This is a genomic window from Halomonas bluephagenesis, assembly GCF_054790765.1.
In genome coordinates, this window is sequence record NZ_CP133631.1 from 1,765,063 (window position 1) to 1,781,396 (window position 16,334).

At 54.0% G+C, this 16,334-nt stretch carries 13 protein-coding genes; 8 read left to right on the forward strand and 5 right to left on the reverse strand.

The features are described from left to right. Positions 1 to 222: 222 nt before the first annotated feature. The 4 genes from REH51_RS07740 to REH51_RS07755 all read right to left on the reverse strand — a co-directional run bounded on the left by REH51_RS07740 (position 223) and on the right by REH51_RS07755 (position 4,004). Positions 223 to 1,518: a TRAP transporter large permease gene (locus REH51_RS07740; RefSeq protein ID WP_498937454.1), complete on the reverse strand. Its 1,296-nt coding sequence runs from the start codon at positions 1,516 to 1,518 to the stop codon at positions 223 to 225. Then, entirely contained in the window at positions 1,511 to 2,053 is a 543-nt protein-coding gene (locus REH51_RS07745) for a TRAP transporter small permease (RefSeq protein WP_009723083.1), read from the reverse strand. The genes REH51_RS07740 and REH51_RS07745 overlap by 8 nt, the downstream gene beginning before the upstream one ends. A 30-nt stretch (positions 2,054 to 2,083) precedes the next feature. Continuing rightward, positions 2,084 to 3,157 carry a TRAP transporter substrate-binding protein gene (locus REH51_RS07750; protein ID WP_498937455.1) on the reverse strand — a complete coding sequence of 358 codons (1,074 nt, stop codon included), beginning with the start codon at positions 3,155 to 3,157 and terminating at the stop codon, positions 2,084 to 2,086. 358 nt (positions 3,158 to 3,515) lie between these two features. After that, complete coding sequence (locus tag REH51_RS07755; RefSeq protein ID WP_009723085.1) at positions 3,516 to 4,004, reverse strand: MarR family winged helix-turn-helix transcriptional regulator; 489 nt, start codon at positions 4,002 to 4,004, stop codon at positions 3,516 to 3,518. Between the two features lie 493 nt (positions 4,005 to 4,497). Between REH51_RS07755 and REH51_RS07760 the strand changes: the two genes are divergently transcribed. The 7 genes from REH51_RS07760 to REH51_RS07790 all read left to right on the forward strand — a co-directional run bounded on the left by REH51_RS07760 (position 4,498) and on the right by REH51_RS07790 (position 11,925). Continuing rightward, on the forward strand, positions 4,498 to 5,466 hold the full coding sequence (locus REH51_RS07760; RefSeq protein ID WP_009723086.1) for an MBL fold metallo-hydrolase: 969 nt from the start codon (positions 4,498 to 4,500) through the stop codon (positions 5,464 to 5,466). A gap of 75 nt (positions 5,467 to 5,541) precedes the next feature. Continuing rightward, entirely contained in the window at positions 5,542 to 7,272 is a 1,731-nt protein-coding gene (locus REH51_RS07765; RefSeq protein WP_498937457.1) for an FAD-dependent oxidoreductase, read from the forward strand. Beyond that, positions 7,259 to 7,456, forward strand: a complete 198-nt coding sequence (locus REH51_RS07770) for a DUF2783 domain-containing protein (protein WP_009723088.1) — start codon at positions 7,259 to 7,261, stop codon at positions 7,454 to 7,456. Before REH51_RS07765 ends, REH51_RS07770 begins: the two co-directional genes overlap by 14 nt. 117 nt (positions 7,457 to 7,573) lie before the next feature. Continuing rightward, positions 7,574 to 8,881: a homogentisate 1,2-dioxygenase gene (hmgA, locus tag REH51_RS07775; protein ID WP_009723089.1), complete on the forward strand. Its 1,308-nt coding sequence runs from the start codon at positions 7,574 to 7,576 to the stop codon at positions 8,879 to 8,881. 36 nt (positions 8,882 to 8,917) lie between these two features. Beyond that, the gene (locus REH51_RS07780; RefSeq protein ID WP_498937459.1) at positions 8,918 to 9,937 is read left to right on the forward strand and encodes a fumarylacetoacetate hydrolase family protein; all 1,020 of its coding nucleotides are present in this window, start codon (positions 8,918 to 8,920) and stop codon (positions 9,935 to 9,937) included. Between the two features lie 36 nt (positions 9,938 to 9,973). Beyond that, positions 9,974 to 10,618, forward strand: coding sequence for a maleylacetoacetate isomerase (maiA, locus tag REH51_RS07785; RefSeq protein ID WP_498937461.1), 645 nt, complete (start codon positions 9,974 to 9,976; stop codon positions 10,616 to 10,618). Positions 10,619 to 10,734: 116 nt separating this feature from the next. Next, positions 10,735 to 11,925, forward strand: a complete 1,191-nt coding sequence (locus REH51_RS07790) for a multidrug effflux MFS transporter (RefSeq protein WP_498937463.1) — start codon at positions 10,735 to 10,737, stop codon at positions 11,923 to 11,925. Positions 11,926 to 11,997: 72 nt separating this feature from the next. Here the strand turns inward: REH51_RS07790 and REH51_RS07795 are convergent, their stop codons facing one another. Continuing rightward, positions 11,998 to 15,528, reverse strand: a complete 3,531-nt coding sequence (locus tag REH51_RS07795; RefSeq protein ID WP_498937465.1) for an indolepyruvate ferredoxin oxidoreductase family protein — start codon at positions 15,526 to 15,528, stop codon at positions 11,998 to 12,000. 177 nt (positions 15,529 to 15,705) lie between these two features. Between REH51_RS07795 and REH51_RS07800 the strand changes: the two genes are divergently transcribed. Next, positions 15,706 to 16,188 (forward strand): Lrp/AsnC family transcriptional regulator, encoded by a 483-nt coding sequence (locus REH51_RS07800; protein WP_009723095.1) that lies wholly within the window; start codon positions 15,706 to 15,708, stop codon positions 16,186 to 16,188. The last annotated feature ends 146 nt before the right edge of the window (positions 16,189 to 16,334 follow it).

Genomic DNA, 16,334 nt, shown 5'->3' on the forward strand with positions numbered 1-16,334 from the left:
GTGCGTGGTAAGCGAAGCGCACCCGCAGCGGCGGCCCGGCGCAAAAGCAGCGCGAAGCGCTGCTGGGTTGGGTTGGGTGTGTGCGAAACGGTTTAGCCTACACCGCTTTCCTCGCCTAATACCTGCCGAATAGTGACAACAAAAAAACGGATGACAGGGCACTTACCCTGTCATCCGTTTGCTTAGCGCGGACGTTAATAGAACCGCATGAATAGCGCAGCGTTAATACAGCAACTGCGGTAGGAAAAGCACGATCGCTGGGAAGATAAGCACGAGCAGTGCGCGTATGGTACCCGCGACCCAGAAAGGGGTGACGCCACGGAAGATAGTGCCCGTTGATACATCCGGCAATACGGCTCGCAATACAAACACGTTCATACCGACAGGGGGTGTTATCAAACTGATTTCGATAACGATGACCACAAGAATACCGAACCACACCAAGTCGTAGCCTAATCCCGCGACGACTGGGAAAAATACCGGCACGGTCAGCAGCAGCATCGACATGCTTTCAAACACACATCCCAGCACGACGTAGATAGCGATAATCACCAGGATGACCACAAAAGGCGCCACATTCAGGCCGTTAACCAGTGCTAGAAGGTCGCCAGGCAGCCCTGCTCGGTTGATGAAGTTGGCAAAAATCAGCGCCGTTAGTACCACTGCAAACAGCATCGCGGTGGTGCGCACGGTGTCCATTAATACATTCATCAACACTTGTGGTGTCAGCGCCCGGTGCATTAGCGCGATCAGGAATGCACCCATCGCGCCGATACCGGCTGCTTCTGTGGGCGTAAACACGCCAAGGTAAATACCGCCAATCACCAGCACGAACAGCGCTAACGTGCTGCCCACGCTTTTCAGTGCTTGAATCCGCTCTGGCCATGGCACTTTTTCTGCGGCAGGGCCGGCACTCGGGGCACGCCAGAGAACCCATTTGATGGCGCCAATATAGAGAAAAATGCCAAGAATGCCGGGAATAAAGCCAGCCGCGAACAGCTCACGAATACTGGTTTCGGTCAAGATTCCATAAATCACCAACATGACGCTGGGTGGTATCAAGATACCCAAGGTGCCACCCGCAGCGATGGAGGCGGCGGCAAGCGAATCCTTATAGCCATACTTGCGCATTTGCGGCATGGCGACTCGGCCCATGGTGGCACACGTCGCTAAGCTCGATCCGCATATCGCGCTAAAACCGCCGCAGGCAACAATCGTCGCCATTGCCTGACCACCCTTGCGGTGACCTAGAAAGCCATTAGATGCTCGAAACAAGGCATCGGATAATCCTGCATGGGAAACAAAGTTGCCCATTAGAATAAACAATGGAATAACGGACAGGCCATAATCCATGGCGGTATCGACCACCCGGCGCGCCGCCATTGCTTCAGCAGCATTCCAGTTACCCGTTAATAGGTAGAACCCGGCGAAACCGACAATCCCCATCGCGAACGCCAGAGGCACACGCAGGAACACGAGTATCAGCAATACTGCGAAACCGTACAACGCTTCAGTCATGGGGCGCTCCTATACTCAATGGGCCACCTTTTTCGATTACCTTAAGTCCCTCAAGCAAATAGAAAACGGCTCGTACGAGGGTCAGTAGCGCTGAAAGCGCTAGCATGCTGGCGATCAATCCGATCAGATAGCCATGAGGTATGCGCAGAAATTCCGTCACATCTCCCCATGAGAAAGCGCGCTCAGCGAGTGCCCATACGCGCTGAGCCATCACCCAAAGAGCTGCCGTCACGATCAGGTTAACGATCACTTCACGTATCCAGATAAGTTTCGCAGGGAAAACAGCATCGAGCAGATCAACACTGACATGCTCTTGACGCCAACAAACGACCGGCAGCGACAGGAATACCAACGCTGCCAACATCAGTTGGGTTAATTCAACAGCACCAAGAATGGGGGAATTGAAAAAGTAGCGGCCGCCTACGTCAGCAGTGGTCAACAGCATCATGCCGAAGAGGGTAGCGCCTGCCACCCCCTCCAATATCTGCTGCAGAACCCGACTAACGCGCGTAGCACGTGCCATTTGGGTTTGCATGGTCGCTCTCCGTCCAGTGCCAATGGGAACCTACTCGGCGTTATCTGGTACTAATCCGTCCGGCACTAGGCTGCTAACGCTCTCCTCCTCCGCTGCAGCGATAAGCTGCTCGCGATAGAATTCGATAGCGGCCATCGCATCAACGTTGCGGTTTTCTGAAACAGACTCAGCCCACTCAGCGATCATGCTGTCACTCATGCTTTTCAGCGTGCTGAGGTCATCGTCACCGAGTTCGGTAAAGGTATGACCAAGCTCTTCTGCAAAGTCGACGCCACGCACATCCGATACATCCATCATGTAGCCGAACAAACGGGACAAACGCTCACCAGAGACTGATTCAACGGCCTCACGATCCTCAGGCGACATTTCATCCCAGATCATTGGGTTGACGACGATGGTGAACCTGCCGCGATAAAAGCCGCCATCGACTTTGAGGGTATAGGGGAAAATCTCCGCGACACGGAAGCTGCGCAGCCCTTCAGGAACAAGCATGGCCCCGTCGATGACGCCCTGAGAACCGGCTTCATAAACCCCTGTCGGCGGTAAGGCAACGCCGGTCAATTCCAGGGCGTTGGAGAGATCCCCCATCACACCACCACCGACTCGAATACGCTTACCTTTAAGGTCTTCTAAGGTTTCATACTTTTCACTGCTGAAGATCCAGCCAGGCCCGTGGACACCGGCAGCAACAACATCTACACCACGGTGTTCACCGGCGGCTTCCAGGGACTCTTGATGCGTATGCCAATAGGCACTGGAGGCATTTTCTGATGAAAACTCTTGAAAGGTGGGAAACTCTGGAAGCTTGGTTAGCTGGAAGCGGCCCGTGTTGTAGCCGTGGAAAACCCAGGTAGCATCGGCGATACCATCAGCGACCATTTCCATTTGAGAAACAGGAGGCCCCATATCGTGTATCACGTCTACGGTTACGCGACCTTCCGTTGCCTCTTCAATCCACGCTTTCCAGGTTGGCCATACAATGGTGTTGATGCCGTGATTAGGGCCAGCCCAGGTACTCACGGTGATTGTTGTTTGTGCAAAGGCGGAGGTGCTCAGCGTTGCGGCGGCAATAGCGCCAATCATCAGGTTTGTTGTTTTATTCACTTTTCTTTCCTCTGGTCGTCACGAAGTGGAAGCGCAAAACGTGATACTTTATTCTTATCATTTGCCGATTACGTGAATCACGTTATTTATCACAATGCCTGCAGATGCGTGGATCATGCAACGATCCATCGACTAATAGATGCTAATACTTAAGTATTAATCTATATATATCATTTAATTTACAATTACTTATTAGAAGAACGCCGTCTCTTTGAGTCACTATCAATGGCTATTGGGAGATAATTCATGGCCCGCCTTTTCGTTACACAAATCACATTATTTTTGCTACCAATGACACGCCACTGACAAAGTGCGGGCGCCCTCTGCCATCTTGGTTTGTCTTTGCTGTGTCTAGCCTTTAACCAATCCTCTCCAACTGCCGCTCAAGCTTGCGCATGGTATTGAGCAAGTCACGATATTCACCAACGCTCAGGGTCGACACCAGATTGGCTTCCCACGCCTGAGCTTCAGGCACTAATTTATTGAGTAGCGCTTGCCCGGCGTCTGTCAGCTGTAAGTCATGTTGGCGCTGGTCCTGCTGTGACGGCGTGCGGCTTATCAGTCCACGGTCCTCCAGCGACTGAATAGCGCGAGACACGCGAGCCTTATCCATATTGGTGTAGGCACAGACCTTCTTAGCGGTTAAATCATCACAGTGGCTAAGCCACGCAAGCACGCGCCACTGGGCGATGTTGAGATCATAAGACTCGGCATATAGCTTCTCTAGCGCCTGACTGATGCGGTCAGCTAAACGGTTAAGCTGATAGGGTAAAAATTGGTTAAGATCCAGTTCTGCCCTGGCTGAAGATTCCAGAGATGCATCACCGTCTGCTTTATCCATCGTCATTGTGTTTCTCCTAGAGCCACCGTTTATCAGGGGTGGTGATGACAAAAATCAGCACGATAGCTGGGAATGTGGGCACCAGCAACGCACCTATCATACTGACCACCTCGAGGAAGAGAGTCCTCTTAGCTCCGTCCGATAACATTGTTTGCAATAACGCTGTTTGCAATAACACGACTCACTGCTTATTAACCTTCACTAAACAAGGGTGACATCAGTTTTAGGTTGGCCTATCTCAGAATAAGCCCTGTCAGGATAAGGCAGAACACTGCCGACAGATACTCTCTCTTGCAACTAATTTACTGATTTTAATTATTATACTTAGGTATTAGTTTGCAATAATTATCTGATTTATTAAGAGTTATTGATAATTTCATGCAAAAGCTAGGCTGACTCGCCGATGGAGCACTGGACATTTAGTTTCATTAGAAACTATCCTCCTGGCATACAACATTCCAATGAATACCTGAATCACCCTGACAGCACCGGAGATATCATGAGCAAGAAATTCGCGTCCCATGCCGATACCGAAGAGAAACAGATCAGTTTCACCAAGCTGGCAGAAGGGCTCTATGCTTACACGGCTGAAGGTGACCCCAATACGGGCATAGTGATTGGTGATGACAGCGTGATGGTCATCGACACTCAGGCAACGCCCATCATGGCTCAGGACGTCATCCGTCGTATCCGCGGGGTCACTGACCTACCGATTAAGCATGTGGTAATGACCCATTACCATGCCGTGCGTGTTCTCGGTGCTTCCGCATACGATGCCGAGAATATCTACGCTAGCCAGAACACCTATGACCTGATTGTCGAGCGTGGTCAGCAAGACTATGAATCTGAGGTTGGCCGCTTCCCGCGCCTGTTCAAAGGGGTCGATTCTGTCCCTGGTTTGACCTGGCCAACCATCGTCTTCCAGGAAAAACTGACGGTGTTTATGGGCGAGCGTGAGGTGCAGATCATTCACCTTGGCCGCGGACACACCAAGGGCGACACCGTTGTCTGGTTACCGAAAGAAAAAATCATGTTTTCCGGTGACCTCGTTGAGTATGGCGCTACCCCATACACCGGCGATGCTTACCATGAGGACTGGCCTACTACGCTTGATCGCCTGCAGGCCATGCAGCCTCAAAAGCTGGTGCCCGGCCGCGGCGATGCGCTGCAAACTGCCGAGCAGTGCCAGGAAGCGATTCAAGGCACCCGCGACTTCTTGAATGACATGTATGGAAGCGTCAAAGCGGGCAAGGCGGCGGGCAAATCGCTCTCCGAGTGCTACGCCGAGACTTACGCGGTCCTTAAGCCGAAGTATGGCCACTGGGTTATTTTTGATCACTGTGTGCCTTTCGATATCACTCGCTGCTACGACGAGGCAGGCGGCGAATACCCTGATCCACGTATCTGGACGGCAGAGCGCGATACCGCTATGTGGCACTCCCTGCAGGACGCCGTCGAAAATCAGTAAGTGCTTACTAGAGACACCCACTGATCATGCCCAGCTGTCGGGTGTAACGCCCCCGACGCTGTAGGGGAGCAATAGATGCCAACAACCTATAAAAATCCTGTCTATCCTTACCGACGCCCGTCTGACCTCGATGTTAAAGACTTTCGCCATTGTCCAGTGGTGATTGTCGGAGCTGGTCCTAGCGGCCTCGCCGCCGCCATCGATCTGGCTAAGCAGGGCATTCACTCAATTGTCCTGGACGATAACAACACCGTAAGCGTGGGGTCGCGAGCGCTGTGTTTTGCCAAGCGATCACTGGAAATTATTGACCGTTTAGGGTGCGTCGAGCCGATGCTTGAAAAAGGCGTCACTTGGCAACATGGCCGCGTTTTCTTTCAGGACCGCGAGGTCTATGACTTCAACCTGCTGCCAGAAGATGGCCACCGCATTCCCGCCTTTATCAACTTGCAGCAGTATTACTTTGAAGAGTTTCTGGTCAACCGCGCCCACAACTTTGCTGAGCAAATTGATCTGCGCTGGAAACATAAGGTCATTGATGTCGATGCTCAGCCTGACAGCACCGCTCTCACAGTCTCTACTCAGGATGGTGATTACTCGCTGACCTGTGACTACCTGCTTGTCTCGGATGGCGCCAACAGTCGCATCCGCGACATGCTAGGCCTTGAGTGCAAAGGCCAGGTATTTCAGGATCGCTTCCTGATTGCTGATGTGGTGATGAAGGCTGACTTCCCAACAGAGCGCTGGTTTTGGTTTGATCCGCCCTTCCATCCCAATCAGTCGGTGCTGCTGCACAAAGAGCCGGACAACGTTTGGCGTATCGACTTCCAGCTAGGCTGGGATGCTGACCCGGAAGAAGAAAAGAAAGAAGAGAACATTCGCCCACGCGTGCAGGCAATGCTTGGCCAAGACGTGGAGTTTGAGCTTGAGTGGGCCAGTGTCTACACCTTCCGTTGCCGCAAGATGGATAACTTCATTCATCACAGCGTGATATTTATGGGCGATGCGGCTCATCAGGTATCCCCCTTTGGTGCCAGGGGCGCGAATGGGGCCCTGCAGGGAGTGGACAACCTAGTCTGGAAACTGGCTCGCGTTGTCAAACAGCAGGCCCCAAAAACGCTTTTATCCACGTACAACACTGAACGCCAGCATGGCGCGGCAGAAAACATCCTTAACTCTCCCCGCGCCACTGACTTTATTACTCCGAAGAGCCATATCAGCCAAGTGTTCCGCGATGTGACGCTGGAGCTGGCTGAGAAACATGCCTTCGCTCGTAGCTTAGTCAACAGCGGCCGCCTTTCCATGCCGTGTCGCTATGACAACTCACCGCTTAATACCCCCGATGTTGATGGTGGCCCAAGCGAGGTGCGCCCTGGCAGCCCAACCAAAGACGCGCCTATTCGATTGGGCGAACAGAACGCCTGGCTACTCAACCAGTTTGGCGATGGCTTTACGTTGCTGCTTGACGGCCGCGTTGAGGATGAACATGCCGCCACATTATTCAAAGACTTGGGTGTCCTGCTAGACCGCTGCTTTGATATAAACCTAGTGATCGTTGGCCCCACGCCACATGTGCTTAGCACGCTACCGCGTACTACCGTTATAAACGATACCCAAGGATTAGTGACGCAACGCTACGGCCTGAAAGCAGGTGCCGGATACCTTATCCGTCCTGACCAGCACGTTGCTGCTCGCTGGCACGCTATCACTGCCCACCAGGTTGAAGACGCACTAGACCGCGCGCTAGGCGTTTATCTTGCGGGTCCCGCTGACACTACCTTTCAGGAAAGCTGCCATGCCAAAGCTTGAATTAAATCCCAACTTCACTGACCCGGATGCTTTTTACGCGGCACTCACCGCGCTACATCGCGACCGCAGCGAGGCTGAGAGCGAGCGCATCAATGCCCGCCTGATTCTGCTACTGGCTAACCACATCGGCGAACAAGCCGTGCTTGAAGAAGCAATTTCCCATGCGGTTGGTGATGGCGATTAATCGCCGCTTCTTAGATCTATAAAAAGATAGATCTATAAAAAGATAGATTTATAAATAGATAGGTTTAACAAAATACAGATTTAACAAAATAACGTTCAAATAAAGCAGGCCTTAACAATGACTGAACAATTGAAATATCAAAATGGCTTTCATAATCACTTTTCAAGCGAAGCGCTGCCGGGTGCACTGCCGATTGGGCAAAACTCACCGCAAAAGTGCGCTTACGGCTTATACGCAGAACAACTCACTGGTTCCGCATTCACTGCGCCCCGGCATCAAAACTTTCGTAGCTGGCTTTACCGCATTCGCCCTTCGGTTGTTCAGAGCGCGTATCAGCCACTGGAAAATAACAACGTACACACAGCCCCGCTAGACAAGCCCGCAGCGGACCCTAACCAAATGCGCTGGGATCCCGTTTCGATACCGGATGCACCGACTGATTTTATTGATGGTTTATTCACCATTGCGGTCAACGGGGATGCGGGAACCCAAGCTGGTGTGGGCGTGCATGTTTATACGTTCAATGAAGACATGACCGAACGTTTTTTCTACAACGCGGATGGCGAACTGCTCTTCGTTCCGCAAATGGGCGCTATTCGTTTACGCACCGAGTTTGGTGAACTCGAGATCGATAACGGTGAGATTGCCGTTATTCCTCGCGGTGTGAAATTTCAAGTGCGTAAAGCGCAGGGTGTTGACGCTGCACGGGGGTATATTTGCGAGAACTACGGCAGTCCTTTAGAGCTACCCGGCCTCGGCCCCATCGGGGCCAACGGCTTAGCCAACCCGCGTGACTTCCAAAGCCCCGTGGCAGCCTATGAAGACCTGGAAGGTGATTACCGTTTAGTCGCTAAGTTCTCTGGCCGTTTCTGGGAAACTAAACTAAACCATTCGCCGTTAGATGTGGTGGCGTGGCACGGCAACTGCGCGCCGTATAAATATAATCTCGCTAATTTTAACACCATCAATACGGTGAGCTTCGATCATCCAGATCCGTCAATCTTCACCGTATTAACGTCCCCCTCCGATACGCCGGGAATGGCCAATCTTGATTTTGTGATCTTCCCGCCGCGCTGGATGGTTGCCGAGAACACCTTCAGGCCGCCATGGTTCCATCGCAACCTGATGAGCGAGTTTATGGGGCTTATTCATGGCGAATACGATGCGAAAGCGGAAGGCTTCACTCCAGGTGGTGCCAGCCTGCACAATTCAATGTCACCACACGGCCCGGATGCTGAGACATTTGAGAAAGCTTCCAACGCTGAGCTGAAGCCACAGTTCCTGGGGGATACCCTGGCCTTCATGTTTGAAAGCCGCTACTTCTTCCACCCAACCCCTGCGGCTCTGGATGCTGACTTCCGCCAACGTGACTATGTGGATGTTTGGTCAACGCTGCGTTCGCACTTCAACCCAAACCAGCCCTAAAACTTATCGCCCCCTGACGACAAGGATTGAATGACCATGAAACTTGCAACACTTAACAAAGGCCGCGACGGCGAACTTATCATCGTCTCCCGTGACCTCTCCCGCGCGGTGAGCGCTGTTGATATTGCTCCCACGCTTCAGGCGGCCCTTGAAAGCTGGGAAGCCGTTAGCCCTCAGCTCGAAGAACGCTATGCACAACTGAACGGTGGCGATGCCGACGGTGCTTTTGAGCTTGACCAGCGTGCCCTGCACTCTCCTTTACCGCGTGCCTATCAGTGGGCTGACGGCTCCGCCTATCTGAACCATGTCCAGCTGGTACGCCAGGCGCGCAATGCCGAGATGCCCGAAACCTTCTGGACCGATCCGCTCATGTACCAGGGCGGTAGCGACTGTTTCCTGGCGCCCACCGAAGATATCGAGGCGGTGAGTGAAGAGCATGGTATCGACTTTGAAGGCGAGATTGCGGTCATTACGGATGACGTGCCGATGGCAGTCACTCCCGAGGAAGCCGCCAAGCACATTAAGCTAGTAATGCTGGTTAACGATGTGAGCCTGCGTGGCCTAATTCCAGGTGAGCTAGCGAAGGGCTTCGGCTTTTTCCAAGCCAACCCCGCCTCTTCTTTCTCGCCCATCGCGGTGACCCCCGATGAACTAGGCGATGCTTGGCAAGAAGGCAAGGTACCCCTGCCGCTGACCGTGCATCTGAATGACGAGAAGTTTGGCGAGCCAGAAGCCGGGCCGGATATGATTTTCAGCTTCCCTCAGTTGGTTGCCCATGCCGCCAAGACCCGTTATCTCGGCGCGGGCGCTGTGATTGGCTCGGGCACTGTTTCCAACCCAGACCCCGATGGCGGCCCTGGAAAGCCAGTGGCTGACGGTGGCGTAGGCTATAGCTGCTTGGCCGAAGTGCGCATGGTCGAGCAGATACTGTACGGCCAGGTGAAAACCCCCTTTATGCGCTTTGGTGACCGGGTACGCATCGAGATGTTTGACCGCGATGGCAACAACCTATTCGGTACCATCGATCAGCAAGTCGTAAAGTACCAGCCCAAATAAAAAGCAATATGAGAAAGACAACATAAGGAAGGCAACATGACGACGCTTTACGGCTATTTCCGCTCGTCGGCTGCTTACCGGGGGCGTATCGCCTTGAACCTTAAGGGCTTGGACTATAATCAGGTTCCGGTCAATCTGGTGAAAGGCGAGCAACGTGGTGGCGAGCATCTGGCTCGCAACCCTCAGGGGATGGTGCCTAGCCTGGTACTGGACGATAGCTCAGTAGTTAACCAGTCGCTGGCGATCTGCGAGTATCTCGATGAGGTACACCCAGAGCCCGCGCTGCTACCGGCTGATGCGTTAGCACGCGCCAGGGTTCGCGCGCTTGCCCAGTCGGTGGCTTGCGAGATTCACCCACTCAACAACCTGCGGGTACTCAAGTATCTCGTGGGTGAGTTGGGTGTGGATGAAACAGCTAAGCTAGCGTGGTATCGCCATTGGATTACCGAGGGCTTCGCAGCCCTGGAAGCGACGCTCTCTACTGACCCCAGCAGCGGCGACTTTTGCCATGGCGACACCCCAACGCTTGCGGATATCTGCCTGATTCCCCAGGTGTATAACGCAGAACGCTTCGAGTGCGATTTGTCAGCCTACCCGACGATCCAGCGCATCGCTGCCAATTGTCGTTCGCTGCCAGCCTTCGAAAAAGCAGCACCCGAGGCACAGCCTGACGCCAGCTAAATCAAGCAAAAACACGCTATACTAAGCAGGCTAACATAAGCGGGCGTCTTTCCATTCGGGAAGGCGCCCGCCTCGTGTCCGAAGGGGCATCACGTCCAACCATAAGGAGTTAAGGGGTGCTAAAGCTGCCCTCTACCGCCACCGTCATGGCCCTGGCCGCGGTGACTGCACTCGGTCCGCTAGCGACGGATATGTACTTGCCAGCCATGCCCGCCATGGCAGAAGCGCTGAATACTGGCCCAGACCGAATACAGCTGACCCTTAGCCTCTATATGGCTGGATTCGCTCTGGCCCAACTAGTGTGCGGGCCAATCTCTGATCGCTTTGGCCGCCGACCGGTGATGATCGCGGGTTTATCGCTGTTTCTCGCTGCGAGCCTACTGTGTGCCTGGGCGCCGAGCGTCGAGTGGTTGCTGGTAGGTCGCTTTCTACAAGCCTTCGGCGGTGCTGCTGGACCGGTATTAGCACGGGCATCGGTGCGTGATATTCATGGCCCCATCGAGGCAGGGCGCATTCTCTCCTATATGGCAAGCACGATGGCCCTCGCCCCTGCTCTGGCCCCTGTGGTGGGCGCAGGGTTACTGCTGTTTTTTGGCTGGGAATCGGTGTTCGTGGTGCTGGCGCTCTACGCGGCAGTGATGCTGGCGGGGCTCATTTTCATGCTGCCCGAACCCCTGGCGAAGGAGCAGAGGCAGTCGATCCATCCAAGAACAATACTGGCAAACTTTCGCCTACTGCTAAGCCAACGCGCCTTTCTTGGCTACACCTTGGTGAATGCGGCCGCTTTTTCCGGGCTGTTCGCGTACCTTTCTGGCTCATCCTTTGTACTCATCGAGTACATGGGCGTCGCTCCTACGTTGTATGGCGTGCTGTTTACGCTGATTGTCGCGGGCTTCTTCGCCGGTACTCTGGTCAGCGGCCGCTATAGCCACCGCTTGGGTCGCGATCGCCTTATCACTCAGGGAACAGTGGTCTGTGCAACGGGAGGCATCGTCATGGCGGGGTTGGCTGCCGTTGGCGTTCATCATCCGTGGGCGGTGGTGGGGCCGCATATGGTGTTTATGCTGGGAGTAGGCATTTTGATGCCGCAAACAATGGCCGGTGCACTGGCGCCCAACCCCCAATGTGCAGGCGCGGCGTCTTCGTTGTTTGGTTTCCTGCAAATGACGATTGCCGCTGTGGTAGGTGGATTAGTCGGGCAATTTCACGACGGCAGCTCGCGCACCATGGCTCTGACGATCGGGCTGAGGGGGCTGCTCGCCCTGCTAAGCCACTGGCTGCTGGTACGCCGCCAAAAAGAGGCGTAGTTGAATCAACTGTATCGCTACCTAGCAAAAGGCCACGCATTGCGTGGCCTTTTTTACCTATATTGAGTTGCCTTAAGCAGCTTCGACAGCGATGGTCTTCGAGCGACCTTCACGTAGTTCCTTCAACAACGTCTCGCGGCGCTCGTTGGCTTTCTCAGCGGCAGCTTCGCGAACGGGCCCGAAACCACGAATCTCTTCTGGCAGCTTAGCAAGCGCTAAGGCCGTGGCGTGATTCGTGCCATCAAGACGAGCCACTAACTCATCAATCAACTGCTCATAGTCAGCCAATAAAGCACGGTCGAGCTTACGATCAGCGCTGAAGCGGAAAGGGTCAAGCGCGGTATTGCGCAAACCGCGCATCTTGGCCAGCGCGCCCATTGCCTTCAGCACCCAGGGGCCAAAACGGCGCTTCACCGGACGCCCTTGCGCATCTTTACGACCACCCAGCAGCGGCGGTGCCAAATGGAAAGTTAGCTGGTAATCACCTGAGAACGTCGCTTTGACCTCATCCAGAAAATCGCTCTGGGTGTAAAGGCGCGCCACTTCATACTCATCTTTATACGCCATCAAACGATAGAGCTGATGGGCGACGGCTTCACTCAATGATTGACCACCGTTTAGCGCGGCTTCTGCTTCACGCACTTTCGTTACTTGAGTAACGTAACGCTCAGCCCAGGCACGGTTCTGATAGCGCTCCAGGTGGCGACTATTACGCGCAACCACGTCGTCCAGTGTGGCATTCGCGGACAGCGGCATCGTGTCCAAATGCTGCTGAAGGTAGTCGGGCTCCACTGCTGCCAAGCGGCCCCAGGCAAATGCCTGACGGTTCTTCTCCACAGCGACGCCGTTAAGTTCCAGAGCACGCTGCAGCGCAGGTTCAGAAAGCGGCACCAGCCCCTGCTGCCAGGCAAACCCGAGCATCATCATATTGGAAAATACCGTATCGCCTAGCAGCTGTTCGGCTAGGCGATTGGCATCCAGAGACGCAAAGCGTTCATCTCCTACCGCTTCACGCAGCATGTTAAGGCGCTTACTGGGCTGCATATCCGCATCGCGATAAAGGACATAATCCGCCGTGGCCAGCTCGGCCAGATTCGCCACGATACGGGTGGTCGGCTGCAGCACATTCAGCGCCTTCTGCGAACTGGCCACGACCATATCGCAAGCGATCATCGCATCGGCCTGACCGGCTTCGATGCGTACCTGATTCAGTTCACTGGGCTGAGATGCCAGACGCACATAGCTAAGTACTGCCCCGCCTTTTTGCGCAAACCCCATGAAGTCGAGCACGCTGCTGCCCTTGCCTTCCAGGTGGGCTGCCATGGTGATCAACTGCCCAACGGTCACCACGCCTGTGCCGCCAACGCCCCCCACCAGCAAGTCATAAGGAGCCGCCAAAGGGGCAATAGCAGGGCTAGGCAAATGCGCTATACGTTGCCAAAAGGCGTTATCGGCAGCGACCCCTTGGCCTTTACGCAGCCCGCCACCTTCAACAGTGACAAAACTGGGGCAAAAACCACTGACGCAGGACATATCCTTATTGCAGGACGACTGATCAATTTTGCGCTTCCGACCTAGTTCGGTCTCGCGAGGCACCACCGATAAACAGTTGGACTGTACGGAACAATCACCACAGCCTTCACAAACATGATGGTTAATGAATACTCGGCGGGCTGGGTCTTCCATCAAACCACGCTTGCGCCGACGGCGTTTTTCAGCCGCGCATGCCTGGTCATAAATCAATACGGTGCAGCCGGGGATCTCGCGCAGTTCACGTTGTAGCGTATCCATCTCTTCGCGGCCATGGAAGGTGACTCCCTTAGGGAATTCCTTTTCATGCCCCCGGTACTTCTCCGGCTCGTCACTGACCACCATGACTCGGCGAACGCCTTCATCCAGCGATTGCCGAGCAATCATGGGCACGTTGATTTGCCCATCCACAGGTTGGCCGCCCGTCATGGCGACTGCGTCGTTGAACAGAATTTTGTAGGTAATATTGACGTTGGCAGCCACTGCTTGGCGCACCGCCATTGAGCCCGAGTGAAACCAGGTGCCTTCGCCTAAGTTCTGGAAAATATGACCGTTGCCGGTAAAGCGGCTCTTGCCCACCCAGTTAACACCTTCGCCACCCATCTGAATTAACGATTCGGTGCTGCGGTCCATCCACGACGCCATAAAATGACAGCCGATCCCCGCCAGGGCTTTACTGCCTTCCGGCACCTTGGTCGAGCTGTTGTGTGGGCAACCAGAGCAGAAATACGGCATGCGGCGTACACCACCAAGCTCTTTAACTCCTGCCTGACAAGCATCAACGGTTGCCAGCTTGTCGCTAAAATCAATGTTGAAAAAGCGCGCTAAACGCTCGGCGACAAAGCCTGCCAAGAGGCGCGGGCCCAGCTCTCCCACAAAGGGAATCAGCGGTTTGCCAGTTTCATCCTGCTTGCCGGTAACGATGACCTCGCCTGGATGGTCGGGTTCCGACATGTACTCCTTCAACTGGCTTTCAATAATGCCGCGCTTCTCTTCAATGACCAGCACTTCGCGCTTGCCATGAATAAACTCAAGAATGCCGGGGCGATGGAGCGGCCACACCATCCCGACCTTGTATATTTCTACCCCCAATTCACGCAGCTTCGCTTCATCCAGCCCCAATAAACGCAGCGCCTCAAGTAAATCCAGGTGGCCCTTGCCTGTGGTAACCAGCCCAAATGTCGCCTGTTCTTGGCGAAATAAGTACTGATCAATCGGGTTGGCCGTGGCAAACGCCTGAACGGCGGCCAGCTTGTGCTCAAGACGGGTCTCAAGCTGCGGCCCCGGCAAGTCAGGCCAGCGATAGTGCAGCCCGCCTTCCGGCATTTCGAAATCCGGCGTTACATATTTCGGCAAAGGTGGCACGTCCACCGATGCGCCGCTCTCTACGGTTTCAGAAACGGCTTTGAAACCCACCCAGCAACCCGAAAAGCGTGACAGTGCATAGCCCCACAGCCCAAAGCGTTCATATTCCGCCAATGACGCGGGACTCACGACCGGCATGAACCACGCCATAAAGGCGACATCCGACTGGTGTGGCATTGAGGATGACACACACCCATGGTCATCACCCGCGACCACCAGCACACCGCCAGTCGGTGAGCTGCCGTAGGCATTACCGTGCTTTAACGCGTCGCCCGCACGATCAACGCCTGGCCCTTTGCCATACCACATACCGAAGACACCTTCGACTTGTCGCTCAGGATCTGTCTCCACCTGCTGGCAACCGAGCATCATGGTGGCAGCCAGGTCTTCGTTGATCGCAGGGACAAAATCGATGTGATGCGCTTCCATAGCGGCTTTCGCCCGCCAAATCTCTTGGTCCACACCGCCCAAGGGCGAGCCACGATAGCCGCTGATGAGCCCTGCCGTATGGCGGCCATCGCGACGATCCAGCTCGGCTTGGCGTAAGGCGATGCGCACCAATGCCTGGGTGCCGGTTAGAAAGACGCGACCTTCTCCGCGGGTATAGCGGTCAGCCAATGCATAGTCATCAAGAGCATCGTTATCAAGAGCAATGTCGAGAGGCGGGGGAATAGAACCCGCCTGCTCAGCGGTTGAGGGGGTTGTCATGAGAGATCACCAGTACGGTTGAAGAGTTATGGTTGTAATACGCTTGAGTCTAGCCAAGAGCGCACTAAAGGTGCTTGCTAATTCACTCTTCAAAAGCTTGGTTATTAATCATTACTTTCATTTTTTTAGTTTTGACGCAATGATATTCAACAAACCACAAATAAATGAAATGGCACTATGAAAGAAACAACCAAAGAAATTACCTTAGACAGACATGATCAGCGCATTCTTACCCTGCTTCAGCAACAGGGGCGCATTACCAACAATGAGCTTGCCGAACAGATCGGGCTTTCCCCTGCCGCCTGCTGGCGACGTGTAAAGGCCTTGGAAGAGAGTGGCGTTATTCGTCGTTTTGCGGCGTTGGTGGAACCCAGCCTAGTGGGCCAGCCACTATCAGCACTGGTCATGGTGACGCTAGTTCGCCACCACATCGACAATACTGTCGAGTTCGAAAACCGTATCCTGCAATATCCAGAAGTGCTGCAGTGCTATGCCACCACCGGCAACGCCGATTTCGTATTGCGGGTAGTGATCGAAGACATGGCGGCTTATGACCGTTTTCTGAATGAGAAACTCTTCACCCTGAATGGTATTTCCCAGGTCAGCTCCAATTTCGTGCTACGTAATATCAAAGAAGAGACGGCTATCCCGATTCGTTGAATCAGCCAACCAGAACCACCAAGCTTTTTTAGCCGTTAGCGTTAACATCCAGGGCCTCAAAAATTAAGACTTAAGTATCAATTCAATCAATCTCAAATTAGTTGCTATTGAAACTATCTAGAGGCATGGTAACCGGTGTGATTTAC